Source organism: Lentzea sokolovensis, assembly GCF_033949975.1.
Lineage (GTDB): Bacteria > Actinomycetota > Actinomycetes > Mycobacteriales > Pseudonocardiaceae > Lentzea > Lentzea sokolovensis.
In genome coordinates this window covers 220,655-243,149 of sequence record NZ_JAXAVU010000008.1, presented here as the reverse complement: position 1 = coordinate 243,149, position 22,495 = coordinate 220,655, and the positions used below count along the sequence as shown (strand labels likewise).

Sequence of the window (22,495 nt, the reverse complement as noted above, 5' to 3'; positions counted from 1 at the left end):
GCATTCGTGCTGGTCACCGGATTTCTGCTGTCCGCGTGCACCGGCTCACCGGTCGTCATCACCTCGGCACCCGCTGCGCCTTCCTCGACGTCCCAGGGCCCGCCTCCACCGCGCTCGTTCGTCCTGACCGCCGGTGGCGACGTCCTGATCCACCCGGCGCTGACCGACCAGGCGGTCGCCGACGGTGGCGCGGCCGGACGCGACTTCCTGCCGCTGTTCTCAGGCATCAAGGACACGCTGAAGGCTGATCTTTCGCTTTGCCATCTTGAGGTGCCGCTCGGCCCGAAGGAGGGCCCGTTCTTCGGCTACCCGGCCTTCCTGGCGCCGCCCGAGGTGGCGAAAGGCCTGGTCGACGTGGGGTACGACTCGTGCTCGACCGCCTCGAACCACACGCTGGACCGCGGCGTCTCGGCGATCACGTCGACTTTGGACGCGATGGACGCGGTCGGCCTGAAGCACACCGGCTCGTTCCGCACGCAGGAGGAATCGGCCGCGCCGCTGATCCTGGACGCGGGCGGGGTGAAGGTGGCCCAGCTGTCGTTCACGTACGGCTTCAACGGCATCCCGCTGCCCCAGCCGTGGCGCGCGAACCAGATCAACGCGGCCAAGATCCTGGCCGACGCCCGCAAGGCGCGCGAGGCGGGCGCCGAGGTCGTCGTGCTGTCCGTGCAGTGGGGCAACGAGTACCAGCACGAGGCGACCGCTGATCAGAAGGCGCTGGCCCGTCAGCTGCTGGCCGACCCTGCTCTGGACCTGATCATCGGGACGCACGTGCACGTCGTGCAGCCGTTCGAGAAGATCGGCGACAAGTGGGTCGCCTACGGGCTCGGCAACGAGGTCGCCCGGCACTCGGAACCTCGCGGGGTGACCGAGGAGGGGGCGATCGCGCGGTTCAAGTTCGAGCAGCGGCCCGCCGGGTGGACGGTGGTCGAGGCCTCCTACACGCCCACGCTGGTGGAGCTGGGGCCGCCGATCCGGCTGGTGGACCTGACGCGCGTGCCTGCTTCCGCCCGGCGGACCGAGGCGATCAACCGGACCGAGGGGATCGTGTTCAGCATGGGCGCGGCGGAGCAGGGGCTGGCGAGGGCCAAGCCTTAGATCGGCTCCATGTGCCACGGTGATCGAGTGACCGAATTGCTGACCGTCGCTCAATACGCCGCGCTCGGAGAAGCCGAAGCCGGCTACACCGAACTCGTCGAAGGGCGGCTGATCCGGTCGCCCAAGGCGCTCGCCGAGCACAACTACGCCTGCGGCAACCTGATCATGCAGCTCGCCGGTCAGCTTCCGGAGGATCTCCAGGTCACCTACGCCGTCGAGGTGGACCTGGAGCTGGCCCCGTCGGACAAGCCCGGTTTCGTGCGCCGCCCGGATCTGGTCGTGTTCCAGCGCGGACGGCGAACAGGTGGCCTTGTCAGGGCGGCGGAGGTCGTCCTCGCTGTCGAGGTGCTGTCGTCCAATTCGCACTACACGGATCGCCGAGCCAAGCGTCTCGACTACGCGGAGGCCGGCATCCCGTTCTACTGGATCGTCGACCTCGCAGAGCCGGTCTCGCTGACTCCGCTGCGCCTCACCGAGGAGCGGGTGTATCAGGAGGCACCTGCGGAGACCGGTGTCCACGAGGCGGTCGAGCCGTTTCCCCTGAAGATCCAGATGGATCTGCTCATCGACTGAGCACTCGCTGGAACCGCTCGACCCAGGCCAGGTCTCCGGTCTCGAACTCCGCGATCCGGTCAGGCAGAGGTGGTGTGGTGAGCACCGGCAGATAGCCGTCCACCGGCGTGAGCGAGTCGCTCGTGACATCGCCGTCCAGCAGCGACAACGTCGCCAGCCCGCACGCGTAGTCGAGCTCAGGCAGCGCCGCCGCCAGCGCAACCCCGGCCGCCATCCCGACCGACGTCTCCAACGCCGACGACACCACGCACGGCAGCCCGCACGCCTCGGCCACCTCCAGCGCCTTCCGCACGCCACCCAGCGGCGCCACCTTGATCACCGCGATGTCCGCGGCACCCGACACAGCCACCTTCAGCGGGTCGTCGGCCTTGCGGATCGACTCGTCCGCGGCGATCGGCACCGCGACCCTGCGCCGCACCGACGCGAGCTCGTCCAGCGTGTGGCACGGCTGTTCCACGTACTGGAGCCCGCCGGCGGCCTTGTCCATGGCCTTGATCGCGGTGACGGCCGTGTCGACGTCCCACAGCATGTTCGCGTCGATGCGCACGAAACCTTTTGGTCCCAGCGCGTCCCGCACGGCTTCGAGCCGCGCGCAGTCGTCCGCCAGCGTCGACTCGGCGACCTTCACCTTGGCCGTCGAACAGCCCGACCGCGCCACGATCTCGTGCGCTCGCTCGGGGCTGACCACGGGCACGGTGCAGTTGACCGGGATGCGGTCCCGGACCGGCGCCGGCCAGCCCTCGTTCGCGGCCTCCAGGGCGCACGCCAGCCACGCCATGGCCTCGTCGTCGTCGTACTCCTCGAACGGGCAGAACTCGCCCCACCCGGCCGTTCCTTCGAACAGCAGGCCGGTGCGCCGGGTGATGCCGCGGAACCGGACGCGCATCGGGATGGAGTAGACGTGCACGCGCCGATTCAAGCGCACTTCTGGAACTCCAGCGAATGCCCGCCCCCGCGCAGGTTCACCGTGCCAACGGGCTGAACGGTCAGCAACGTGCACACGATCTGCTGGACAGCGGGGCCGCTGAGCTGCGAGACGTCGCCGGAAATGGTGACGTCGAGGCCGTTCGCGACGCGGTCGACGGTGGCGGGCGCTGCGTCGAAGGGCACCTCGGTGGCGAGACCGCGGGACTGCTCGTCGCTGGTCGGACCCTGCGCGAGCAGAGCCACGACGTCGAACCCGCTCAGGCTGCCCTCCGGCCGGCCGACGGGAATCACCCTGCCGCCCTGGCCGACCCAGAAGAGCATTGGCGAGGTGTTCCCGGCGGGGCCGCTGGGGGCTTCGAGGCCGGGGATCGGGTCGGTCGGGCGGATGCCGCACGCGGTGAGCACGGCGAGCACGAGCACCGCGAGCCCAAGTTCGCGCAGAGGCCGTCCCGCCGCCAGTCCAAGCTCGCGCAGGGGTCCCCTCCCGGGGGTCCCCCTGTTTCCATTCTCCCAGCCGGCACCGACAGTTTTCGGCCTCACGACTCACCACCAAGCGGCAGGCGCAGCGTGAACAACGCCCCGCCACCCGGCCGGTTCGCCGCCACCAGCGTGCCCCCGTGCAGCCGCGCGTTCTCCCACGCGATCGCCAGCCCCAGCCCGGATCCCTCCGACCGCCCGCGAGACGAGTCGGCCTTGTAGAACCGCGCGAACACGTGCGGCAGTACCTCCGCGGGCAGGCCGTCCCCGGAGTCGGCGACCTCGATCACCAGCGAGGATCCCGACACCGACAGCACCAGAGACACCGGGGCGGCGCCGTGCCGCAGCGCGTTGCCGACCAGGTTCGCCACGATCACGTCCAGTCGCCGCGGGTCCAGCCGCGCCCGCACCCCGTCCGGCAAGGTCGCGGAGATCTCGAAGCCGCGCATCCGCAGGCACGTTCGCACCACCTCGGCCACGTCGACGTCGTCCAGCGCCAGAGCAGCCGTGCCCGAGTCGAAACGGGTCACCTCGATCAGGTCGTTCACCAGCCGGGTCAGGTTCAGCGTCTCCCGGTTCACCAGCCTCGCCGCCTGGCCCGCGACACCGGGCAAGGCGGCGGTCTCGGCGTCCAGCACGTCGGTCACGGCCGTCATCGCGGCCAGCGGGGTGCGCAGTTCGTGCGACACGTCCGCCACGAACCGCCGTGCGTCCGCCTCCATCCGTCGCAGCTCGCCGACGTGGTGCTCCAGCGAGGAGGCCGTGCTGTTGAACGTCGACGCGACGGACGCCAGTTCGTCGCGCCCGCGCACCGGCACCCGAGCGGACAGGTCTCCCTGTCCGAGTTGCCAGGCCGCCAGCTGCAGTTCGCGGACGGGGCGCAGCACACCGCGGGCCGCCAGGAAACCCAGGCCCAGAGCCAGAATCAGCACGGCGCCGCCGATCAGCCACGCGTTGCGCGCCAGTTCGTCGACGAACGCGATCTCCGACGTGAACGGCCGCAGCACGTACACCTCGATGCCCGACGGGGCGCCGGACGACACCCGCAGCTGCATGCCGACGACGAGCCACACGCCGTCCTGATACGCCACGCGTTGCCAGCCGACGCGTCCGGACGACACGAGCGAACGCAGTTCGGCGGTGATCACCGACGGGTTCATGCCGCCCGCGGAAATCCCGTCGCCGTAAGCCAATGCCTGGCCTTCGCGTCCGGAGACGCGCGCGGCGACGCGTTCCAGGATGGCGGCGTCCGCTGGCCGTGACGGCAGCGGGTAGAGCTGCTCGACGCGGTTCGTGGTCTCGATGACGGCGTTGTCCTGGGCGCGCTGCACGATCGCGTCGCGCGCCCGCACGTAACCGGCGCCGGCGACGGCCGCGGCGGTCACGATGGTCAGCAGGGCGAACGCGAGCAGCAGTCGCAGGCGGAGCGTCACAGCGGCCCGAAGCGGTAGCCGAATCCGCGCACGGTCTGGACGTACACGGGCGCGGCCGGGTCGTCCTCGATCTTCGAGCGCAGCCGCTGCACGCACGCGTCGACCAGCCGCGAGTCGCCGAGGTAGCCCTGGTCCCACACGGAACCCAGCAGTTGCTGCCGCGACATCACGCGGCCCGGCGACGAGGAGAGTTCCAGCAGCAATCGCAGTTCGGTGGGCGCCAGCGAGACCGGCTTGCCGAACCGGGTGACCACGAGGCCCTCGCGGTCGATCGTCAGGTCTCCGTAGCGCTCGGCCACGACCTCGGCGACCGAGGCCGTCGACCGGCGCAGCACGGCGCGGATGCGGGCCTCCAGCACGCGGGCCTGGGCCGGTTTGGCCACGTAGTCGTCGGCACCGGCCTCCAGGCCCGCGACGACGTCGATGTCGTCGTTGCGCGCGGTCAGCATGATGATCGGGAGGTCGCCGGTGGCACGGATGCGGCGGCACACCTCGAACCCGTCGACTCCCGGCAGCATCAGGTCCAGCACGACCACGTCGGGCGTGACGCTGCCCAGCAGGTCGAGGCCTTCCTCACCCGTGCGCACCGCGTCCACGGTGTGTCCCTGGTAGGTCAGGGCGAGCGACAGTCCTTCGCGGACCGCCTCGTCGTCCTCGATCAGCAGTACGCGCGGCATGTCCTCCAGCTTTCCCGATGGGTCTCATGGGGACGTTCTTGCGACGTCATCGTTGCGTAACGACCGCCCGTGCGCAGTTGTTGCGCAGCCATCACCGTGTGCGGACACAGCTTCGACAGCCTCTGTGACATGCGAAAAGTGCTACCGGCGATGACCTTCGCCGCTCTCGCGATGATCACCACCGTCACCCCGGCGCTGGCGATCAGAGGCGGTGTCGAAGCCCCGCGGCCCCATCCGTTCTCGGGCTCTCTGCAACGGCCCGACTCACCGCGCGCGGACGGCCACACGTGCGGCGTCACGCTCGTCGCGCCGCAGTGGGCCGTCACGGCGGGCCACTGCACCAAGAACAACCCCAGTGGCGCCACGGTCGGCAGGCCGCGGGACTGGACGGTCCGGCTCGGCACGACGGACGCGGGCAGCGGCGGCGAGGTGATCGCCGTCGAGCGGTTCATCACCCAGTCGGAGTTCCCCGTCCACGACGGCGACATCGGCCTGCTGAAGCTGAAGAAGCCCGCGAAGACGAAGCCCGTCGCGTTGCCGGGCGCACGACCCGCGGAAGGCACGACGGCGCGGATCCTCGGCTGGGGCATGACGTGCGACCGGCGCGCGCCCGAGTGCTACCCGCGGAAGCTGCGCGAGGCGGACACCGTGATCCAGCCGACCGCGGCCTGCGACGGCATTCACGCTGAACGCGAGCTGTGCATCGGGGCACTGGACGGCAGCGTCGCGGCCACGAACATGGACTCCGGCGGCCCGGCGCTGATCCGCGACGGCGACCGCTGGGTCATCGCCGGCGTCGTGAGCGGCTCCGGCGGCGACGACCGCCCGGTCATGTACACCGACATCCACTACTTCACCGGCTGGATCAACGACGTCGTCACCGGCGAGGTCACTCCGCCGGACACCCCGGTGCCGAACCTCGAAGGCGCCGCGTCGCTGGGAGGAGTCTGCTCGGCGTCCGTGGTCAGGACCGATCACAGCAAGCCCGGTGACCAGGCGCTTCTGCTCACCAACGGCCACTGCCTGCCGGACCGCCCCGCGCCCGGCGAGACCCTGAAGGACGTCGCGCTCAAGCTCCCGGTGACCATCGGCGACCGCCAGGGCTACCAGCAGGCCAAAGCCGAGACGAGACGTCTCGTCTCGGCGACCATGACCGGCACCGACACGGCGCTCTTCGAGCTCGACCAGACGTACGCGCAGCTCAAGGCCAAGGGCGTGAAGATCTTCCAGCTCTCGGACAGGTCCGCCAGGCCGGGAGAACGCGTCGACGTCATCTCGTCGGGCAACGGCAAGCGCTTCAGCTGCACGATCGAAGCCGTCGTCCCGCACCTGCGCGAAGAGGGCTACACGCAGGACAACGCCTACCGCTACAACCCGGAGTGCACGCCGTCGCACGGCGGTTCGGGCTCACCGATCGTGCTCAAGGACGGCGTCACGGTCGTCGGCGTGCACAGCACCGGCAACGACAGCGGTGAGCAGTGCACGGCCAACAACCCCTGCGAGGTCGCAGCGGACGGCACGGTGACGGTGCACCAGGGCGCCCGCTACGGCCAGCAGGTCAAGCACCTAGCCGCTTGCGCACGAGACCAGAAGCCTGGTCGACCACAACGACCAGAAGCAGCACCACGAGGATGTGCGTGACCATCTCGTCGAACCGGAACAGCTTGATCGACTGGTTGATCAGGAAGCCGATCCCGCCCGCGCCGACCAGGCCGAGCACGAGCGACGACCGCACGTTCACGTCCAGCCGGTAGAGCAGAAGTCCCGCCAGGGAAGGCATCACGGTCGGGAGCACCGCGTGCAGCGCGATCTGGGGACCGGACGCGCCGGTCACCTTCAACGCGTCGCGCGGCCCGCGGTCGCTCTCGTCCATCGCCTCCGCCCAGAGCTTGCCCATCACGCCGGTGTTGTGGAACACCAGCGCCAACACGCCCGCGAACGGCCCGAGCCCGACCGCCGTCACGAAGATCAGCGCGAACACCACGTCCGGCACCGAGCGCAGGAACGACAGCACCGCGCGGGCCGCCTGCTGTGCCCACACCGCCGAAGTCGTCGCGCGGGAAGCCAGAAGTGCCAGTGCCAGCGCGAACGGGATCGAGAACGTGGTGCCGAGCAGTCCGATGTAGAGCGTGATCACCGCTGCTTCCAGGGACTTCCCGAGCACCGAGAAGTCCGGCGGCAACGACTCGGTGAGGAAGTCCGCCATGCCGTCCCAGCCCGCGATCAGCGCGGCGGGGGAGAACTCCGTGGCCTGCCAGGCAAGTACGTGCACGACAACGGCGACCGCCACGACGACCCACGCCGTGGCGGAAGGCCGGCGGCGTTTCGGGACTGCGATCGTCATGCCGCCACCACCGATTGCATGTCCACGATCCGGTGCGCGTACGTCCGGGCGAGCTCGGGCTGGTGCAGCACGGCGACCACCGCCAGACCTTCGGCAGCGAGGTCCGCCAGCAGTTCCATCACCTGCACGGCGGCCTGCGGGTCGAGCGCCGACACCGGTTCGTCGGCGAGGATCACGTTGGCGCGCTGGCACAACGCCCGCGCGATCGCCACACGTTGTTGCTGGCCACCGGAAAGCCGCGCGCACCGGTCCAGCGCGCGGTCCGCGAGCCCGACCCTGTCCAGGCACCGCACGGCTTCCTCCCGGACCTCGGTTGAGAAGTACAACGAGCGGCGCAACGGAAGCCGGCCGAGAGCGCCGGAGCAGACGTTGTCCAGCGCGGTGCGACGACCGACCAGGTGGATCTTCTGGAACACCATCGCGGCGTTCCCGCCGACGTCGATCGACCCGCCGTCCGGGGTCTCCAGCCCGACCACGCACCGCAGCGCCGTGGACTTGCCCGAGCCGTTCGGCCCGAGCAGCGCCACGAACTCACCGGGTTCGACGGAGAGGTCGAACCCGTCCAGCACGACCCGTCCGCCGAACGACTTGCGCAGGCCGCGGATGGCGAGCATCAGACGTCCTCTTCCTTGAGCCCCAGCGTGGCCGCGAGGTCGAAGAGCACCTTGTACGTGTCGTTGCCGACCTGGACGAGCGGGCCGGGCGGGGTGACGTCGAGGAACGCGCCGACCTTCTCGACGTCCGCGGTCTCCAGCTCCAGCAACGCCTTGCGCACCTTGTCCTTGAACGCCGGGTCGAGGTCGCCGCGCACGGTGATCGGGTCGTTCGGGATCGGCTCGGACTTCCAGACCTGCCGGAACTTCGACTCGTCGAACGTGCCGGCGGACCGCGCCGTGGCGAGCGTCTGGCTGTTGATCTCGGCGGCGTCGACCTTGCCGTTGATCAGCGACAGCATCGCCTCGGGGTGACCACCCGCGTAGTCGAGCTTCACGTCGCCGACGTCGTGCTTCTTGAGGCCGTAGCGGGGAAGCGCGTCACCGGACGCCGACCCGACGCTGCTCAGCGCGAGCGACTTCCCGGCCAGGTCCTCGATCTTCTGCGCGGGCGAGTCCTTCGCGACCCAGATCCCGGCGGTGTAGCTGGTGAGCTTCCCGGAGCCGTCCGCGAACGACACCATCGGCTCCGCCCCGGCCTTCTGCGCCGCGAAGACGTAGCCGAGCGGGCCGAACTGGGCGATCTCCAGCTTGTCGTTGCGCATCGCCAGCACCTCGGCCGCGTAGTCGTCGACGACCTGCAGCTCGACCTCGCAACCGAGCTTGGAGGCCAGCGCCTTCGCGAGCACCTCGTAGGCGGGTTTGAGCTTCTCCGGGTCCTCGTACGGCTCGACGCCGAAGCGCACCTTGCCGTTCGGGCAGTCACCGCCGCTGGAAGCGGAGTTCGTGGTGCCGCAGGCTGTTGTCAGCAGCAGTGCCGCGGCGAGGACGACGCTGAAGGCTCTCATCTCACATCTCCTGGAGGAGGTCGTCGAGCACGGCCGGGGCGAGGCCGAGCGCGGTGGTCATGCCGATGCCGGAGGTGACCGAGACGGCCCTGGTGAGGGGAACGGGCGTCGCGGTCAGGAAGGGTTCTGGGGCCGACGCGTAGACGCCGCGCCAGCGTTCGAGCACGCGCAGGCTGGGAACGCCGAGCAGCCGGGCCGTCTCGGTGAGGACCAGGTCGTCCAGGTCCTCCGGCCGGTACGGGTCGACCGTGCGGCTGTAGTGGTGGGTGTCGCCGATCGTGAGCGAGCCGTCGGGGAGCTGGGTGAACATCAGGTTCAGCCCCGCCTCGACCAGCTCGGGGTGGTCGTTCGTGAGGCGCTCGCGGACCTTCTCGGTGCTCGGGCACCGCGCGAACGCCTCATAGCGCAGCATCGAGAACCCGGTCAGCACGGCCGGGTCGATCACGCCGCCGTGCGCGACGCGCAGCATGCGCAGCTGGCAGCGCTGGATCTCGCGCTCCTCGGCGAGATCGGGGAAGAACCTGTCGACGTCGTGGCCGACCGCGACGACCGCCGCGCGGCAGTGGAGCTCGCCGCGAGAGGTGCGGACCAGGCCCGGCTCGACGGTGAGCACGTTGGTCGACCAGTGGAACGCGACACCGCGCTCGGCCAGCAGCGCGGCGATCGCGTGGACGGCTTCGCGCGGGTTGACGCGGATGTCGAGGGGGAGCAGAGCGGCGCCGAGGGTCGAAGGATTGTTCAACAATCCAACGCTTGGATCGTTGAACGATCCCGTCGTCGGATTGTTCAACAACTCAACGTCACGGATCTCGGCGAACTCGCGCAACGCCTCGAGTTCGTCCTCCGCGCGGGCCACGACGAGCGTGCCGGACTCGCGCAGCCAGAACCCGGCTTCCCGGGCAAGCGTCAGCCACTCCTCGCGCGCGGCCATCGCGTACTCGAACGCCACCCCGTCCTGAGCGGTGAAGCAGCCGTGCCCGAAGTTGCGCACGGAAGCCCCGGCCGCGTGCTCGTCCCGCTCGACCACGGCGACGGAAAGACCCCGCCGCACCGCGTGCCAGGCGTGCGCGAGCCCGACGATCCCCGCGCCGACGACCACCAGGTCCACACTTGTCATGACAAGAACGATGGGTGGCTCCACAAGCAGAATCAATGGCTGTGCTGATGTGTTCACTTGGAGTTCAGACTTGTTATGACATGTATCGTTCGACGCATGGAGATGCCACTGCACGAGCGCATCGCGGCCGACCTGCGCCGCCGCATCGGCTCGGGTGAACTCGCCGTCGGCGACCCGGTGCCGTCCGAATCGCAGCTGTGCGCGCAGTGGAACGCCTCGCGCGCGCCGGTCCGGCAGGCGCTCACGTCGCTCAGGGCCGAAGGCATGATCGGCGGTGGCCGCGGCAAGCCCGCGGTGGTGCGCAGGCACACGCTGTCGCAACCGTTCGAGACGTTCCTGTCGTTCTCCAGCTGGGCCGCCGGCCTCGGACACGTTCCGGGACAACGGACCCTGGAGATCGCGCGCCGCCCTGCCGACGCCGACATCGCCGACGCCCTGCAGCTCGACGAGGGCACCCCGGTCGTGCAGCTGCTCAGGCAGCGGCTGATCGACGGCCGCCCGACGATGCTGGAGCGCACGACGTTCGTGGAACCGGTGGGGCGCCTGCTGTTCGACTTCGACTGCGACAGCGGGTCGCTCTACGCGCACCTGGGGGCGCACGGCGTCGACATGACCGTCGCACGGCACCAGATCGACGCTGTCGCGGCCGACGAGACCGACAGCGAACTGCTGGAAGTCGCGGTGGGAGCACCACTTCTGCGGGAACGGCGGCGAGCGTCCGGAATGGACGGACGGCCGGTCGAGTACTCCGACGACCGCTACCGCCCCGACATGGTCAGCTTTTCGATCGAGAACTCCCAGCAGGCGCACCCGGCGCTGCTGCGGGACTGGAGGGCCTCGTGAACCCCGTCGACCTCGTGGTGCTGGACATGGCCGGCACCACCGTGGAGGAGCACGGACTCGTCTACAAAGCCCTGGCGGACACCGTGATCGCGGCCGGTGGCAGCGCGGACGACGTCGGCAGGTGGATGGGCGCCGACAAGTACGAGGCGATCTCGTCGATGCTCGGACGCTCCGAAGTGGACGCCGAGTTCGCCGACTTCCACGAGCGGCTCGCGAAGTACTACGCCGAAACGCCGCCGACGCCGATCCCGGGCGTCCCGGAAGCGTTGGCGCACCTGCGATCCAACGGTGTCAAGGTAGCGCTGACCACCGGCTTCGACCGGCCGGTCGTGGACGGCCTGCTCGACGTCCTGGGCTGGCGCGAGGGCGTGCTGGACGCGGTGGTGTGCGTGGACGACGTGTCCGCGGGCCGCCCCGCGCCGTACATGATCTTCAAGGCGATGGAGCTGACCGGCGTCCGGGACGTCCGCCGCGTGCTGGCGGCCGGAGACACCACCAGAGACCTGCAGGCGGGCGTGAACGCCGGCGCGGGCTTCGTCGTCGGCGTGCTCAGCGGCAGCCAGACGGTGGAGGAACTCGGCACCGTCCGGCACACGCACCTGCTGGGCAGCGTCGCCGGCATCCCGGCCCTGCTGGCTTAGTCCAAAGCGGCGGTGTGGCGCAGCTGCTCCGGCGTCGGGTCGGTGACCAGCACCCGCAACGCGTCCGCGAACTGGTCGAAGCGCCGATCGAACTCGGCCAGTTCGCGCGACGGCTCCGCGACCAGCGCCGCCCGCCCCGCCCTGGGCACGGCGGTCGCCAGCGCGTCACGAAGAGGCTGAGCCCGGCGCAACGCCACGAGCAGCGTCCACAGCCGTTGCTCGACCAACGCGACCTGCATCGGATCGCCGGTCACCCGGAGGAAGTCGGAACGCACGGCCGTGGCACGGCGCCGCTGCGCCGGGCAGGTGAAGTCGGCGGACCGGACGGCCTGCGTGTCCGGCGCCGACTTCGCGAGCGACTCCTCCGACCGGAACCGCCGCACGGGCACGGTCCCTGCCGGGTCCCACATCCACCAGAACGTCATCCGACCAGGTCGTCCGCGTCGACGATCTTGTACGCGTACCCCTGTTCCGCCAGGAACCGCTGCCGGTGCGCCGCGTAGTCGGTGTCTAGCGTGTCGCGCGAGACGACCGAGTAGAAGTGCGCCTGCCGCCCGTCGCCCTTGGGCCGCAGGATCCGGCCGAGGCGCTGGGCCTCCTCCTGCCGCGACCCGAACGTGCCGGACACCTGGATGGCGACGGACGCCTCCGGCAGGTCGATCGAGAAGTTCGCGACCTTCGACACCACCAGCGTCTGGAGCTCGCCGCGACGGAACTGGTCGAACAGCTGCTCGCGTTCCTTGTTCTTCGTCGATCCCTTGATCACCGGCGCCCCCAGCTCCTCGCCCAGCTCGTCCAGCTGGTCCAGATAAGCACCGATCACCAGGGTCGGCTCGCCGGGATGCCGCTCCAGCACCCGTTTGACCACCGGGATCTTCGTCCTGGCCGTCGAACAGAGCTTGTAGCGCTCCTCCGGCTCGGCCGTCGCGTACTGCAGCCGCTCGTTGTCCGTCAGCGTCACCCGGACCTCGGTGCACTCAGCGGGCGCGATCCAGCCCTGCGCCTCGATGTCGCGCCACGGCACGTCGTACCGCTTCGGCCCGATCAACGAGAAGACGTCGCCCTCCTGGCCGTCCTCGCGGACCAGGGTCGCGGTCAGCCCGAGACGGCGGCGCGACTGCAGGTCGGCGGTCATCCGGAAGACCGGCGCGGGCAGCAGGTGGACCTCGTCGTAGACGATCAGGCCCCAGTCGCGCGAGTCGAACAGCTCCAGGTGCTTGTACTCGCCCTTCGACTTGCGGGTGATCACCTGGTAGGTCGCGATCGTGACCGGCCGGATCTCCTTGCGCTCACCGGAGTACTCGCCGATCTCCTCCTCGGTCAGCGAGGTGCGCGCGATCAGCTCCCGCTTCCACTGCCGTCCCGCCACGGTGTTCGTGACCAGGATCAGCGTGGTCGCCTGGGCCTCGGCCATCGCCGCCGCGCCGACCAGCGTCTTGCCCGCGCCGCACGGCAGCACGACGACGCCCGAGCCGCCCGCCCAGAACGCCTGCGCGGCCAGCCGCTGGTAGTCGCGCAGCTTCCAGTCGGTCTCCTCCAACTCGATCGCGTGCGCCTCGCCGTCGACGTACCCGGCGTGGTCCTCGGCCGGCCAGCCGACCTTGAGCAGCAGCTGCTTGAGCCGGCCGCGCTCGCTCGGGTGCACGATGACGGTGTCGTCGTCGATGCGGGCCCCGAACATCGGCGCGATCTTCTTGTTGCGGAGCACCTCTTCGAGCACCGCGCGGTCGTTGGAGTGCAGCACCAGCCCGTGCGCGGGGTTGTTGGCGAGCACCAGCCGCCCGAAGCGGCTCATCGTGTCGACCACGTCCACCAGCAGCGGCTGCGGCACCGGATAGCGGCTGAACCGCACCAGCGCGTCCACCACCTGCTCGGCGTCGTGCCCTGCCGCCCGTGCGTTCCACAACGCCAGCGGCGTCACTCGGTACGTGTGCACGTGCTCGGGAGCCCGCTCCAGCTCGGCGAACGGCGCGATGGACGTGCGCGCGTCGTTCGCGAGCGGGTGGTCGACCTCGAGCAGCAGCGTTTTGTCCGACTGGACGATCAAAGGGCCATCGGTCACGCCGACAAGTCTCCCTGACGACGCCAAATGCGTTCGACCAGCGTCAACTGGCGACAACAAGTGTGAGGCGACACACGCAGCCAACACCCGGTGTCGTACGTTCTCGCGCATGAGCACCGAGTCGACTGATCCCGTCGAGCCGCCGGCCGTGGTGACCCCGGTTCCGGAGGAGTCCGAGACCGACGAGTCGCCCAAGAACAACAACTGGCTGAAGTTCGTCATCGTCGGCGTGCTGGCGATCGTGCTGGTCGGCGGCGGTGTGTGGGCGCTGACCTCGCTCAACAGCACCGGCGTCGGTGACTGCGTGAGCGCTTCGCCCAAGGACGTGGACAAGCCCGACGGCGACTGGAACATCTCGTCGAAGAGCTGTGGCGACGCGGACGCCACCCACCGGGTCGCCTCGATGCTGAAGAACGCCGAGGACCAGTGCCCGGCCGAGGGCATCTACGAGCAGATGCAGTCCGACGGCAAGTCGATGTGCCTGATGCCGAACCTCGCCGAGGGCAACTGCTACACGTCGAGCGACGACGGCGCCTTCAAGAAGGAAGCCTGCACCACGGACTCGCCCGTGAAGATCGTGAAGAAGGTCGACGGCCTGCCCGAGGAGGGCTCGGTCTGCCCGGAGGGGTCGAGCGAGCTGCGGTTCACCGAACCGGCCTCGGTCTACTGCATGGGTGTCCACGAAGGATCCTGATCGGGTGAACTCGGTTGAGTTGAACCCCGTCTGACGCCGATACCCAGGCCATGAAGAAGGTCGGCCTGGGTATCGCCGTTGTCATCGCGCTCGTCCTGCTCGGCGGGTTCGTCATGAACCAGCTCGGCGACGTGGCCAAGGCGGCTCAGCCCGGTGACTGCGCGCGGATCTCCGGCGCGCTCGACAACCCGAAGTACCAGGCGCTCGACTGCGGTTCGGAGCAGGCGAACGTCAAGATCGCCAAGATCCTCGACTGGAACGAGAAGACCTGCCCGTCCGGCGGCATGGACTACTCGACGTACACGGGCGACGCCACGCTGTGCCTGATGCCGAACTTCGTCGAGGGCGCCTGCTACGGCCAGAACTCCGACACCGGCATCGCGAAGGTCGACTGCGCGACCAAGGACTCGGTGAAGGTCGCCAAGGTGGTCAGCGGCAAGGCCGACCGCGCGGCCTGCGGGGACTCGCGCGCGGCGGTCTTCCCGGAGCCCGCCATCACCTTCTGCCTGGAGCGCGGCGACCAGAAGCAGTGATCTTCCGGCAAACCGCACCACGTCCCACCGTCCACGTGGAACGCTGCGCGGCGTGATGATCGACGAGCCGCCCGCGCCCAGGAAGAGCCTCGGGACGCGAGTGCTGACCTACGGCCTCACCCTGGTCGCCGCGGCGGTCGCCATCTACGGCATGACGGAGTTCCTAGCCCCGATCACGGCGCCGGGGACCGGTGAGTGCGCGAACGTCACCGGCTACTCGAACGAACCGGACCTCGACACCGTGAGCTGCACGTCGTCGAGCGCGAACTACGTGGTCACCGAGTCCGTCGCCAAGTCGAAGAGCTGCGCGAACGCCTACGCGGACATGATCACCAGGCGGGCGCAGGACCCGGCCGTCAGGATCTGCCTCGTTCCCCTGTGGGAGGAAGGCGCCTGTTATCCGGCAGCGTCCTCCCACATGGAGCTCACGCCGGTGGAGTGCGGAGCGGACTCGTTCAAGGTCACGAAGATCGGCCGGGACGGACCGGGGCCGTCGTGCGCGGCCGGCGAGCAGAGGTACAGCTACCCCGAGGTGAAGCTGACCTACTGCGCCGCGGACCAGTAACCGATCCAAGCAGTCGTAACGTTTCCGTAAAGCCGCAGCGGTTTCGTGCGCCGCGTGGCACTCTCTGCTCCGGCTGTGTCGGGGGGCATGGGCCGTCTGGGGTAATTCGGAAATGAGAGAACCGCATGAGCACGACTGAATCCGCTTCGCCCGCGCCCGCGCCGGAGCCCACGCAGGAGCCCGCGCCGAAGAAGTCGAGCATCGGCAAGCGGATCCTGACCTACATCGTCGGCCTGATCGTCGTCGGTGGCGCGTTCTACGCGTTCAACTACTTCAGCAGCGACGTCGCCCAGGCCAAGGTCGGGGACTGCGCCGCCATCACCGGCACGTCGACCAAGCCCGAGTACAAGCAGGTCGACTGCGGTGCCACCGAGGCGAACTACACGGTCGCCAAGGCCGGTGGCACGAGCGATGTGTGCGGAGACGGCTACGACGAGTACACGCAGACGCAGCGCCGCGGCCCGAAGACGAAGCTGTGCCTCGCGCCGCTTCTCGCTGAGGGCAAGTGCTACGGCGAGAACGCCGGTGGGATCGGCCTCAAGGCCGTCGAGTGCTCCGGCGCCGGCGCCATGAAGGTGACCAAGGTCGTCAAGGAAGCCGCCGCGCCGCAGTGCGCCGAAGGGGAACAGGCGCTGCCGTACCCCGAGGTCAAGCTGAACTACTGCGTCGGTGCTCCCGCGTAACAGCGTCGCACTCGTGAAACCGGAGTCGTGTCCCACGGCTCCGGTTTCGCTGTCTTTCGCGTGACCCATCCGAGAGGAATCCAGTGACCGACCCCAACTACCCCCAGCAGCCAGGGCCCTACGGGCCGCCTCCCGGTGGGCAGCCGCAGCAGCCGTACGGCCAGCAGCCAGGACAGCCGAACCCCTACGGCCCGCCGCCCGGCCAGGGCTACCCCGGCCAGCCGGGTCAGCCCGGTCAGCCCGGTGACCCGTACGCCCAGCAGCCCTACCAGGGGCAGCCCGGCGACCCGTACGCCCAGCAGCAGAACCCGTACGGCCCGCCTCCCGGCCAGATGCCCGGTCAGCCCATGGGGCAGCCGATGCCCTACGGACCGCCGCCCAAGAAGAGCGGCGCCGGCAAGGTCATCGGTTCGATCATCACCATCGTCGTGCTCGTCGGCGTCGGCATCCTGGTGAAGGTCCTGATCGGCGGCGGCCTGAGCGCGATCACCGAGCCGTCGGCCAAGGCGGGCGACTGCGCGAACGTCACCGGCACGACCTTCAGCCCGAAGTACAAGAAGGTCGACTGCGGCTCGCCCGAGGCGAACTACTTCATCGCCAAGGCCATGAAGTCGACGACCGAGGCGTGCCCGAGCGACGACTACGCCGAGTACACCGAGTCCGGCCGGCGCAGCTCGTCGCTGAAGCTCTGCCTCGTGGAGAAGCTCGAAGAGGGCAAGTGCTACGAGGAAGAGCTCGTCAAGATGAACATGGAGGGCATGAAGGTCGTTGATTGCTCGAAGGGCAACAACGAGTTCGCCGTCCAGAAGGTCCTGAAGATCGAGAAGGTCGTCAAGGCGGCCACCGCGGACTGCGGTGAGGCCACGGCGATCTCGTACACCGAGCCTTCACCGGGCATCACGTACTGCGTGACCGCGCTCGGCGGACAGTGATCGAACGAGAAATTGGCGGGCCGATGATCGGCCCGCCAATTCTCATGCTCGAAAGCAACTAATTCGTCGTGCCAGGCGGCAAAAGCTGCTGCACGTCCAGACGCCCGGACAGCACGTCCTCGGTGTCCATCATGTCGGCGACGCGCTGGAGCCGGATCGGGTTCAGCGACAGCGGGAACGTGCCCACGGACACGAGTGCCGCGGTCGGCTGGTCGACGTCGGCGTAGCTGGTCAGCGAGTCCTGCACGCCCAGCTTGTTGGCCTGCGCGCGCTGCTGCGCCTCGCGCAGCACGTCCCGGAACACCTTCATCGTCTTCGGGTTCGCCTCGGCGAACTTCTTCGACGACGCGTACCCGGACATCGGGAAGTCCAGTGTCGGGCCGCGGGCGGTGTCGGTGAGGATCTTCGCGCCGATCTTGCGTTGCGCCTTCGTGATGAAGGGCTCGATCATGAACGCCGCGTCGACCTGTCCGGCCACGAGCGCGGCCTCCATGTCCGCGAACGCCATCGGCTTGAACTTGATCTTCTGCTTCTCGACCGCGGCGGTGTCCAGCACGGCACGCGTGGTCAGCGCGCCGATGTCGGTCTCGCTGTTCACCGCGATGGTCGGAGCCACCTTCTTGCCGGGGTCGTCGTAGTCCGACGTCGCGGACGTGACCAGCGCCATCGAGTTCGGACCAGCCTGGTAGGCCTCACCCTGCAACTGCAGTTCGGTGCCCTCGGCGACCGAGCGGAAGAGGCTGACGTGCGTCGCCCATGTGAGGTCGAGCGTGGTGTCCAGCTGCTTGATGGCCTCTGCCTCGCTGGGCTGAGGGACCAGGTTGACCTGCAGACCGGCCTTCTCGAAGAGCTTTTCGGTCAGCGCGATCCGCAACGGGGCGACGTCGACGACCGGCAGCACGCCGATGCGGATGACGTTGCGCTCAACGTCCGCGTTGCCGCCGTTCGACGAACTTCCGAACAGGCCGCAGCTCGCGGTCAGAGCACACGTGATGAGCACTGCGGCAAGCCGCAGAGCTTTGGCTCGGGTAGCCATGGCACCTCTTGCCGGTAGGTCTTGAGTAGCATCGATTTGATCAGTGAGTGTCGTTACAAACCTGGTACTCCGCAGCCCCAACTGGGCGTTCGGACGGAGGTGAGGCATGCCGACAACCGGGGATGTTAACCACCTGAACGTATGAAACGACACCCCATCTCGATACGGTGAGTGCTTCTGGAGACTTCCCCCGAGTAGGGGGTGACCATTACCCTTCCGGCTCGGGTGGCACTGGTCGTAGTAGACCTACGTGTCTTCAGACGGGGTAGGGCGCCTCACCGGGCGAACAACCTCTGTGCTGCAATTCGGCCCGTTTGACGAGTCCATGCTCGGTCCTGGGGAGAGACCGGGACACTGCTGCTGGAAGAGGAAGCCCAGAGTGGCCCGACGTGAGAGAGGTCCCAGCCAGTTTGGCGTGGGTGACACCACACGCTCCGAAAGGCCCGAATCGGGTGACGGACTGGCTGCGCTGGGTAACGGACCGATGAACGTGACACCGGACTCGGTGACGCACGAAGTCGGTGCCGCACCCGGTTCAGGATCTAACCGATCCGCGGGATGGCGCCTGCGCAACTGGCGGCTGCGCACGAAGCTGCTCGCCGTGCTGCTCATCCCGACCGTCTGTGCCCTCGCCCTGGGTGGTCTGCGTGTGCGCAGCGACCTCCAGGCCGCGACGGAGTTCAACAACCTCGCGAACCAGATCCGCCTCGAGACCGCGGTCGCGGACCTGGTGCAGCAGCTGCAGCGCGAACGCGACCTGTCGGTCAGCTACGTCGCGTCGAACAAGAAGGTCGACAGGGTCGTCCTGGAGCGCCAGCTGCGCCGCGTGAACGACACCAGCGAGGCGTTCAGCAACCGGATCGCCGAGCTCAGCTCCGACCTGAACTCGACGGCCGTCGAGCGCTTCGAGGTCGCGTCGAAGCAGCTCGACCGCCTGAACAGCCTCCGCAACTCGGTGCGGGACACGCAGTACCCCGCCGAGGCCGTCCAGCGCACCTACTCGGAGTCGATCGAGACGCTCCTCGCCCTCGGTGAGCAGACGATTTCCGAGATCAACGACCCGGAACTGGTGCGACTGCACCTGACCACGAACGCCATCGCGCGCATCAAGGAGCAGGAGTCGCTCAAGCGGGCGATCCTCCTCGACGTCTTCCAGCGCAAGGCGTTCACGCCGTCCCAGCTGCGGTCCCTGCAGGCAGCGGACGCCGAGCTCGAAGCGGCCCGCAACGACTTCCGCAAGTCCGCGACGCCCGACCAGGCCAAGATCTACGACGACACCGTCACCGGCCTGATCGTCGACAACGCGAACGACATGCAGGAATCGGCGATCAACCAGCAGACGGGCGCGAAGGACTTCACGCAGGTCACGCCCGAGAAGTGGGACATCGCCGCCACGCTGACGGTCAACCTGACGCGTGACGTCGAGAACCTGCTGGTCGAGCAGCTGCAGAACAAGACCGACGAGCTGGCCGGCGACACCCGCACCAGGGCGTACGTCGAGTCCGGCATCGTGCTCGCGATCCTCGCGCTCGCGTTGCTGATGGCTCTGTTCGTCGCCCGTTCGATCCTCAACCCGCTGCGCACGCTGCGCCGCACGGCCCTCGACGTCGCCGACCACGGTCTTCCGGACGCGGTCGAGCGGATCCTCGCGGACCCGAACCCGGAGGACGCCGCGAAGAGCGCCGTCGAACCGGTGCCGGTGCACACGCGGGAAGAGATCGGCCAAGTGGCGCGTGCGTTCGACGCGGTGCACGGTGAAGCGGTGCGACTGGCCGCCCAGCAGGCCCTCCTGCGTGACAACGTCAACGCGATGTTCGTCAACCTGTCCCGCAGGTCGCAGGCCCTGGTGGAACGCCAGCTGAACCTGATCGACCGGCTGGAGCAGGACGAGCAGGACCCGGACCAGCTGGCCTCGCTGTTCGAGCTGGACCACCTCGCGACCCGCATGCGCCGCAACTCGGAGAACCTGCTGGTCCTCTCGGGTACGGACCTCTCGCGGCGCCTGACCCGGCCCGTCCCGGCCGCCGAGGTTCTCGGCGCCGCGGTCTCCGAGGTCGAGCAGTACGCCCGCGTGCAGGTCGGCCAGACCCCGGACCTCACGGTCCAGGGCCGCGCGGTCAACGACCTCGTGCACCTCATCGCCGAGCTGCTGGACAACGCCACGGCGTTCTCCGACCCGGTCACCAAGGTCACCGTTCGCACGGCCAAGACCCGCAAGGGCGAGCTGGCGATCGAGATCCAGGACCGCGGCGTGGGCATGGGCGACCAGGAGATCATCGACGCCAACGACCGGCTGGCGGACCCGCCGGACGTCGACGTCGCCGTCTCCCGCCGAATGGGCCTGTACGTGGTCGCGCGGCTCGCCAAGCGCCACGACATCAAGGTCCGCCTGCGCGGCAACGAGGACATCGAAGGCGGCACGACGGCACTGGTGATCGTGCCGGAGACGCTCATCGCGATCCCCGGCCAGGCACCGATCTCGACCCCGCCGTCGGGCTCCGGTTCGCTGGCCTCCGCGTTCGGCATGTCGCAGCCCGCGCTCGCGCCGGCTCCGACCCCCGCCGAGCACACGACGGAGATCGGCACCACCGCGAACAGGGCCAGCGGCATCGCCGGTGCCTTCGGCGGTGCGACCGGTGTCACGCCGCGGATCGACGAGTCGAGCCCGAGCATCCCGGTCAGCTTCGTCTCGAGCCCCCTCACCGACACCGGTGCGGGCGCGACGGCGGTCCCCGTCTACAGCGACCCGCCGATCGAGGACGTGACGCCGTCCGAGCGGTGGCGTCGTGACCAGTTGGCCGCGGTGGAGCCCGAGGGTTCGTTCGGCGAGCCGACGCTCTTCACGGCCTACGAGGACCGCAACGAGGAAGCCGGCGAGATCTCCTTCGAGCCCGGCTACGAGACCACGCAGTTCGTGCCGATCTCGCCGATCGACGACGAGCGTTCGCCGTCCAACGGCGTGTCGCGCGACTCGGCCGGCGAGGGCCTCCTCGATCTGGGGATGGCACACCGCAACGGGACCTCGGGAGCCTCGCGCAAGCAGATCGAGCACGACCTGGACGCCCCGACGGAACGCCTGCCGATCTACGAGGCGGTCCTGTCGCAGTGGTTCCAGGCCGTGGGCAGCGAGACGTCCGCTTCGGCGGCCCAGCCGGTCCGTGCGGCCGCTGAGGGCGACGCACCGGCGGACACCAACGGCCACGTCGAGTCGAGGCTCGGCGGGACCGACAAGGGGTCGGTCGAGTACATCGACGAGCCGCCGACGGTCCCGCCGCTCTCGGACGGGCCCGAACCGGAGCTGCCGACCCGATCCCGCAAGCCTGTACCGGCGGTGGCACCCACCACCACGTCGGCCGCTGGTCTTCCGGTGCGCACGCCGCGCTCGAAGGTCCAGCCGGTGGCCGAGGAAGTACCCGCACCCGCCGAGCAGGAGCGAGTTGTGGAACCCGAGCCCGTTGTGGAGGAGACTCCAGCGGCGGCAGCTACTTCCGAGTCGGCCTGGCAATCGCCGGCCGATGAGGGATGGCACGCGGCTCAGGCGTTGTTGAACAAGACGCCGGAGACGAAGACCACGGCAGGACTGCCGAAACGGACACCCAAGGCTCAGCTCGTGCCAGGATCTGCTGCACCCAAGCCGCAGTCCCTGTCGTCGACAGCGCAGCGCCCGCCGCTGCCGCCCCGCACCGCTGACGCGGTGCGCGGACGGATGTCGAGCCTGCAGAGTGGTGTCAAGCGAGGCCGGCACGCATTGATCGAGGCATACGCTGGTGACCAATCGAGCCGGCAGAACGAGGAGCAGGAGTGACGACCGCAGCGCAGCCAGGCAGCTTTGGTTGGCTTATCACCGACTTCGTGCGGAGGGTGCCCGGCGTGGCACATTCCGTTGTGGTGTCCGCGGACGGGCTGTTGCTCGCGGGGTCCCAGGGCTTGCCCCGGGACCGTGCAGAGCAGCTCTCCGCGGTCGCGTCCGGACTGGTCAGCCTCACCCAGGGTGCTGCCCGCTGCTTCGAGGCAGGCGGGGTGAACCAGACGGTCGTCGAGATGGAGCGGGGTTACCTGTTCCTCATGTCGATCAGTGACGGTTCTTGCCTTGCCGTCCTGGCGGCACCCAACTGCGACATCGGCCTCGTGGCCTACGAGATGACGCTGTTGGTGGAGAGAGTCGGTCAACAACTCACCCCTGAGCTGCGCGCGCAGCTTCAGGGCGTGGTCCGTCGCTAGACCTCATCTGAAGTTCAGGGGTGAGAACCAATGGCTGGTAGATCTGGCGCTAGAGGCCGGGGCTTCGGTAGGAACTTCAACTACCAGGAGTGGGCTTCTGGTGGGTTCCAGTTCGAAGAGCCTGACGCGATACCCCAG

23 protein-coding genes are annotated in these 22,495 nt (G+C 68.9%); 12 read left to right on the top strand and 11 right to left on the bottom strand.

Translation table 11 applies throughout. From position 1 onward, the window contains the following. Positions 1–6 precede the first annotated feature (6 nt). Entirely contained in the window at positions 7–1,098 is a 1,092-nt protein-coding gene (locus tag SK854_RS15770) for a CapA family protein (protein WP_319975844.1), read from the top strand. A 27-nt stretch (positions 1,099–1,125) separates the two neighbouring features. Next, positions 1,126–1,671 (top strand): Uma2 family endonuclease, encoded by a 546-nt coding sequence (locus SK854_RS15765; RefSeq protein ID WP_319975843.1) that lies wholly within the window; start codon positions 1,126–1,128, stop codon positions 1,669–1,671. Here SK854_RS15765 and SK854_RS15760 read toward each other — a convergent pair. The 4 genes from SK854_RS15760 to SK854_RS15745 all read right to left on the bottom strand — a co-directional run bounded on the left by SK854_RS15760 (position 1,661) and on the right by SK854_RS15745 (position 5,185). After that, positions 1,661–2,578 carry an o-succinylbenzoate synthase gene (locus tag SK854_RS15760; protein ID WP_319975842.1) on the bottom strand — a complete coding sequence of 306 codons (918 nt, stop codon included), beginning with the start codon at positions 2,576–2,578 and terminating at the stop codon, positions 1,661–1,663. The two genes, SK854_RS15765 and SK854_RS15760, sit on opposite strands and share 11 nt — an antisense overlap. A gap of 8 nt (positions 2,579–2,586) precedes the next feature. Then, the gene (locus SK854_RS15755) at positions 2,587–3,018 is read right to left on the bottom strand and encodes a hypothetical protein (protein ID WP_319975841.1); all 432 of its coding nucleotides are present in this window, start codon (positions 3,016–3,018) and stop codon (positions 2,587–2,589) included. 116 nt (positions 3,019–3,134) lie between these two features. Then, the gene (locus SK854_RS15750) at positions 3,135–4,508 is read right to left on the bottom strand and encodes an ATP-binding protein (protein WP_319975840.1); all 1,374 of its coding nucleotides are present in this window, start codon (positions 4,506–4,508) and stop codon (positions 3,135–3,137) included. Then, positions 4,505–5,185, bottom strand: coding sequence for a response regulator transcription factor (locus SK854_RS15745; protein WP_319975839.1), 681 nt, complete (start codon positions 5,183–5,185; stop codon positions 4,505–4,507). The genes SK854_RS15750 and SK854_RS15745 overlap by 4 nt, the downstream gene beginning before the upstream one ends. A 129-nt stretch (positions 5,186–5,314) precedes the next feature. On the opposite strand from SK854_RS15745, the gene SK854_RS15740 reads away from it, so the two are divergent. Then, a complete protein-coding gene (locus SK854_RS15740; protein ID WP_319975838.1) occupies positions 5,315–6,826 on the top strand; it encodes a trypsin-like serine protease in 1,512 nt (503 codons plus the stop codon). On the opposite strand, the gene phnE is transcribed toward SK854_RS15740, so the two are convergent. The 4 genes from phnE to SK854_RS15720 are packed head-to-tail and all read right to left on the bottom strand — an operon-like array spanning position 6,744 to position 10,147. Further along, positions 6,744–7,529, bottom strand: a complete 786-nt coding sequence (gene phnE / locus SK854_RS15735) for a phosphonate ABC transporter, permease protein PhnE (protein WP_319975837.1) — start codon at positions 7,527–7,529, stop codon at positions 6,744–6,746. The genes SK854_RS15740 and phnE overlap by 83 nt on opposite strands. Next, a complete protein-coding gene (locus tag SK854_RS15730) occupies positions 7,526–8,143 on the bottom strand; it encodes a phosphonate ABC transporter ATP-binding protein (RefSeq protein WP_319975836.1) in 618 nt (205 codons plus the stop codon). Before SK854_RS15730 ends, phnE begins: the two co-directional genes overlap by 4 nt. Beyond that, positions 8,143–9,030: a phosphate/phosphite/phosphonate ABC transporter substrate-binding protein gene (locus SK854_RS15725; RefSeq protein ID WP_319975835.1), complete on the bottom strand. Its 888-nt coding sequence runs from the start codon at positions 9,028–9,030 to the stop codon at positions 8,143–8,145. The genes SK854_RS15730 and SK854_RS15725 overlap by 1 nt, the downstream gene beginning before the upstream one ends. A gap of 1 nt (position 9,031) precedes the next feature. Next, entirely contained in the window at positions 9,032–10,147 is a 1,116-nt protein-coding gene (locus tag SK854_RS15720) for a TIGR03364 family FAD-dependent oxidoreductase (protein WP_319975834.1), read from the bottom strand. A 96-nt stretch (positions 10,148–10,243) separates the two neighbouring features. Between SK854_RS15720 and SK854_RS15715 the strand changes: the two genes are divergently transcribed. Together SK854_RS15715 and SK854_RS15710 are read left to right on the top strand one after the other, a co-directional pair. Next, a complete protein-coding gene (locus SK854_RS15715) occupies positions 10,244–10,990 on the top strand; it encodes a GntR family transcriptional regulator (protein ID WP_093605485.1) in 747 nt (248 codons plus the stop codon). Beyond that, a complete protein-coding gene (locus SK854_RS15710; RefSeq protein WP_319975833.1) occupies positions 10,987–11,631 on the top strand; it encodes a phosphonatase-like hydrolase in 645 nt (214 codons plus the stop codon). The genes SK854_RS15715 and SK854_RS15710 overlap by 4 nt, the downstream gene beginning before the upstream one ends. Here SK854_RS15710 and SK854_RS15705 read toward each other — a convergent pair. Both SK854_RS15705 and SK854_RS15700 read right to left on the bottom strand, forming a co-directional pair. Further along, positions 11,628–12,056 (bottom strand): hypothetical protein, encoded by a 429-nt coding sequence (locus SK854_RS15705; RefSeq protein WP_319975832.1) that lies wholly within the window; start codon positions 12,054–12,056, stop codon positions 11,628–11,630. The genes SK854_RS15710 and SK854_RS15705 overlap by 4 nt on opposite strands. Then, positions 12,053–13,693, bottom strand: a complete 1,641-nt coding sequence (locus tag SK854_RS15700; RefSeq protein WP_319975831.1) for a DNA repair helicase XPB — start codon at positions 13,691–13,693, stop codon at positions 12,053–12,055. Before SK854_RS15700 ends, SK854_RS15705 begins: the two co-directional genes overlap by 4 nt. Before the next feature lie 109 nt (positions 13,694–13,802). Here SK854_RS15700 and SK854_RS15695 point away from each other — a divergent pair, with 109 nt between their 5' ends. From SK854_RS15695 to SK854_RS15675, 5 genes are all read left to right on the top strand, one after another. Then, positions 13,803–14,387 (top strand): LppU/SCO3897 family protein, encoded by a 585-nt coding sequence (locus tag SK854_RS15695; protein WP_319975830.1) that lies wholly within the window; start codon positions 13,803–13,805, stop codon positions 14,385–14,387. A gap of 50 nt (positions 14,388–14,437) precedes the next feature. Beyond that, complete coding sequence (locus tag SK854_RS15690) at positions 14,438–14,920, top strand: LppU/SCO3897 family protein (protein ID WP_319975829.1); 483 nt, start codon at positions 14,438–14,440, stop codon at positions 14,918–14,920. Between the two features lie 55 nt (positions 14,921–14,975). Next, entirely contained in the window at positions 14,976–15,485 is a 510-nt protein-coding gene (locus SK854_RS15685) for an LppU/SCO3897 family protein (RefSeq protein ID WP_455032263.1), read from the top strand. 125 nt (positions 15,486–15,610) lie between these two features. Then, complete coding sequence (locus SK854_RS15680) at positions 15,611–16,168, top strand: LppU/SCO3897 family protein (RefSeq protein WP_319975827.1); 558 nt, start codon at positions 15,611–15,613, stop codon at positions 16,166–16,168. 83 nt (positions 16,169–16,251) lie between these two features. Beyond that, positions 16,252–17,100 carry an LppU/SCO3897 family protein gene (locus tag SK854_RS15675; protein ID WP_319975826.1) on the top strand — a complete coding sequence of 283 codons (849 nt, stop codon included), beginning with the start codon at positions 16,252–16,254 and terminating at the stop codon, positions 17,098–17,100. Positions 17,101–17,158: 58 nt separating this feature from the next. Here the strand turns inward: SK854_RS15675 and SK854_RS15670 are convergent, their stop codons facing one another. Continuing rightward, complete coding sequence (locus tag SK854_RS15670; protein WP_319975825.1) at positions 17,159–18,136, bottom strand: ABC transporter substrate-binding protein; 978 nt, start codon at positions 18,134–18,136, stop codon at positions 17,159–17,161. Between the two features lie 484 nt (positions 18,137–18,620). Here SK854_RS15670 and SK854_RS15665 point away from each other — a divergent pair, with 484 nt between their 5' ends. After that, entirely contained in the window at positions 18,621–21,941 is a 3,321-nt protein-coding gene (locus SK854_RS15665; RefSeq protein ID WP_319975824.1) for a sensor histidine kinase, read from the top strand. Then, a complete protein-coding gene (locus tag SK854_RS15660) occupies positions 21,938–22,357 on the top strand; it encodes a roadblock/LC7 domain-containing protein (RefSeq protein WP_030470879.1) in 420 nt (139 codons plus the stop codon). The genes SK854_RS15665 and SK854_RS15660 overlap by 4 nt, the downstream gene beginning before the upstream one ends. Positions 22,358–22,495: the final 138 nt, after the last annotated feature.

Coding starts and splice junctions, on each gene's coding strand:
- SK854_RS15680 (WP_319975827.1), top strand. CDS start 15,611: ATGAGCACGACTGAATCCGCTTCGCCCGCGCCCGCGCCGGAGCCCACG.
- SK854_RS15725 (WP_319975835.1), bottom strand. CDS start 9,030: ATGAGAGCCTTCAGCGTCGTCCTCGCCGCGGCACTGCTGCTGACAACA.
- SK854_RS15695 (WP_319975830.1), top strand. CDS start 13,803: ATGAGCACCGAGTCGACTGATCCCGTCGAGCCGCCGGCCGTGGTGACC.
- SK854_RS15740 (WP_319975838.1), top strand. CDS start 5,315: ATGCGAAAAGTGCTACCGGCGATGACCTTCGCCGCTCTCGCGATGATC.
- SK854_RS15665 (WP_319975824.1), top strand. CDS start 18,621: ATGAACGTGACACCGGACTCGGTGACGCACGAAGTCGGTGCCGCACCC.
- SK854_RS15720 (WP_319975834.1), bottom strand. CDS start 10,147: ATGACAAGTGTGGACCTGGTGGTCGTCGGCGCGGGGATCGTCGGGCTC.
- SK854_RS15715 (WP_093605485.1), top strand. CDS start 10,244: ATGGAGATGCCACTGCACGAGCGCATCGCGGCCGACCTGCGCCGCCGC.
- SK854_RS15690 (WP_319975829.1), top strand. CDS start 14,438: ATGAAGAAGGTCGGCCTGGGTATCGCCGTTGTCATCGCGCTCGTCCTG.
- SK854_RS15670 (WP_319975825.1), bottom strand. CDS start 18,136: ATGGCTACCCGAGCCAAAGCTCTGCGGCTTGCCGCAGTGCTCATCACG.
- SK854_RS15705 (WP_319975832.1), bottom strand. CDS start 12,056: ATGACGTTCTGGTGGATGTGGGACCCGGCAGGGACCGTGCCCGTGCGG.
- SK854_RS15685 (WP_455032263.1), top strand. CDS start 14,976: ATGATCGACGAGCCGCCCGCGCCCAGGAAGAGCCTCGGGACGCGAGTG.
- SK854_RS15730 (WP_319975836.1), bottom strand. CDS start 8,143: ATGCTCGCCATCCGCGGCCTGCGCAAGTCGTTCGGCGGACGGGTCGTG.
- SK854_RS15745 (WP_319975839.1), bottom strand. CDS start 5,185: ATGCCGCGCGTACTGCTGATCGAGGACGACGAGGCGGTCCGCGAAGGA.
- phnE (WP_319975837.1), bottom strand. CDS start 7,529: ATGACGATCGCAGTCCCGAAACGCCGCCGGCCTTCCGCCACGGCGTGG.